At 71.6% G+C, this 2384-nt stretch carries 1 protein-coding gene; it reads left to right on the top strand.

Translation table 11 applies throughout. The features are described 5' to 3' along the window. Positions 1 to 73 precede the first annotated feature (73 nt). Positions 74 to 2384 (top strand): choice-of-anchor A family protein (locus tag OOT08_RS16750; protein WP_325093963.1); only part of this gene is annotated, 2311 nt, incomplete at its 3' end.

Here is a 2384-nt window from a genome sequence, read left to right on the forward strand (position 1 = left end):
AGCTCCGAGCGATCCCTCCGTGTCGGTCGGTACCTGCCTCCCGGAGGGGAGTGGGATCGGCAACGGTGAGCTCATGCCCATCGACTCGAACGTCAACGTCTACGTTGGCGGAGACTTCACGCGCACCCGCGGGGCCGAGTCCGAGGGACTGCTCGTCGTCTCGGGCGACGCGCGCTTCCCGACGTCCCGGGACGGGGACGCCTACAACATCGGGGTGGCCGGGGTCGGTTCGCGGCTGTCGCCCCCGCCGATGAGCGACATGCTCCTGGTCGGCGGCACCCTGAGCGTCGGCGGCGGGGTATCCCTCCTGGTGGGCCACGGCATCGGCGGCAACGTGCGGGTGGGCGGCTCGATCAGCCCGGACCTGAAGCCGAGCGACGGCGGGCAACTCCAGCTGAGCGGCGGCACCCTGGAGACGGGCGTGGGGCGCGCTGCGGCCCTCGGCGAGCACGCGGCAACGGGAGAGCGGCTCGCCCGCATCTCGGGCAACTACGCCGATTTGCCCGCGACGGGCACCGCCGAGCTCGCCTGGGGCACCCTGCGACTCACCGGGGATGGCACGAGCCCCCGCCAGGTCTTCGAGCTGGACGGGGCCGCGCTCGGCACGATGGACGCGATCGCCTTTCCCGGGGTGCCCGAGGACGCGGTCATCATCCTGAATGTCACGGGCGCGGTCGCGGATGTGCGGCTGAGCTCGGTGCTGACGCCCGCCGGCTCCGTCATGGACCTGGCCAACAACCCGGAGGATCAGGCCGCCTTCGGCAACCTCACCCAGCGGGTGCTGTGGAACTTCACGGACGCGCGAGACGTGACCGTCCGCGGCGACGCCCAGTTCCCGGGCTCCGTCCTGGTGCCCGCGGCTGGCTCGAAGACGACCTTCGCGGTTCCCGGCATGAACGGGCGCGTTCTCGTCGCGGGCTCCCTGGAGCAGAATCGCGAGGGCAGCGAAATCCATGCGTTCCCCTTTGTCGGTGAGCGCGAGCTGTCCTGCGTGCCGGACGAGCCCGAGCGCGAGACCCCGGCGAGCCCGGTGCTCCCGGCCGTCACCCAGGCCGTGTGCGCCGCGGACGGCGCTGTCACCGCACCCGTGCTGACGCTCGCCGAGACCGCGGGCATCAGCTACACAGTCGCAGGCGAGATCGCCGCGGGCAAGACGGTCACCGTCACGGCAACGGCTGGCAAGGGCCACATTCTGAGCAACGCAAAGGGCTGGTCTCTGTCGAAGGACGGTTCCGCCGCGAGCATCGAGATCACCTTCGACGCTGTGGACTGCGAGCAGCCGGTCACGCCCGTCGCCCCCGTCACGCCGACGGTGACCCAGGCCGTGTGCGCCGCGGATGGCTCAGTCAGCGCCCCGGAGGTGTCCCTGGCAGAGACCGCGGGCATCAGCTACGAGGTCGCGGGCGAGATCGCCGCGGGCAAGACGGTCACCGTCACCGCAACGGTCACCACGGGCCACGCGATGGCCGCCGCGACGGGTTGGACCCTCGCAAAGGACGGGTTGACCGCGAGCACCAAGATCAGCTTCGACGCCGTGGACTGCGAGCCGCCGGTCACGCCGGTCGCTCCCGTCACGCCGACGGTGACCCAGGCCGTGTGCGCCGCGGACGGTTCCGCCAGCGCCCCGGAGCTGACACTCGCCGAGACCGCGGGCATCAGCTACGAGGTCGCAGGCGAGATCGCCGCGGGCAAGACCGTGACCGTCACGGCAACGGCTGCCAAGGATCACGCCCTGAGCAACGCAAAGGGCTGGACCATCGCGAAGGACGGGCTCACCGCCCGAGCCGAGATCACCTTCGACACCGTGGACTGCGAGCCGCCGGTCACGCCGGTCGCTCCCGTCACGCCGACGGTCACCCAGGCCGTGTGCACCGCGGACGGCTCCGCCAGCGCCCCGGAGCTGACACTCGCCGAGACCGCGGGCATCAGCTACGAGGTCGCGGGCGAGATCGCCGCGGGCAAGACGGTCACCGTCACCGCAACGGCTGGCAAGGGCCACATCCTGAGCAACGCAAAGGGCTGGTCTCTGTCGAAGGACGGTTCCGCCGCGAGCATCGAGATCACCACCGACGCTGTGGACTGCGAGCAGCCGGTCACGCCGGTCGCCCCCGTCACGCCGACGGTGACCCAGGCCGCGTGCGCCGCGGACGGTTCCGCCAGCGCTCCGGAGGTGTCCCTGGCAGAGACCGCGGGTGTCAGCTACGAGGTCGCGGGCGAAATCGCCGCGGGGGAGTCCGTCACCGTGACGGCCACCGCGGCAGCGGGCACCATCCTGGCCGAGATCGAGGGATGGGAGCGCGACGCGAGCGGCCTGACGGCGACTCGGGTGCTTGCCTTCGACCGCGTTAACTGCCAGCGGCCCGGCGTCCCGACGGAGACCCCCT

Origin of the sequence: Leucobacter sp. M11, assembly GCF_035726885.1 — a bacterium.
In the GTDB taxonomy this organism is placed as follows: Bacteria; Actinomycetota; Actinomycetes; order Actinomycetales; family Microbacteriaceae; genus JAPFRB01.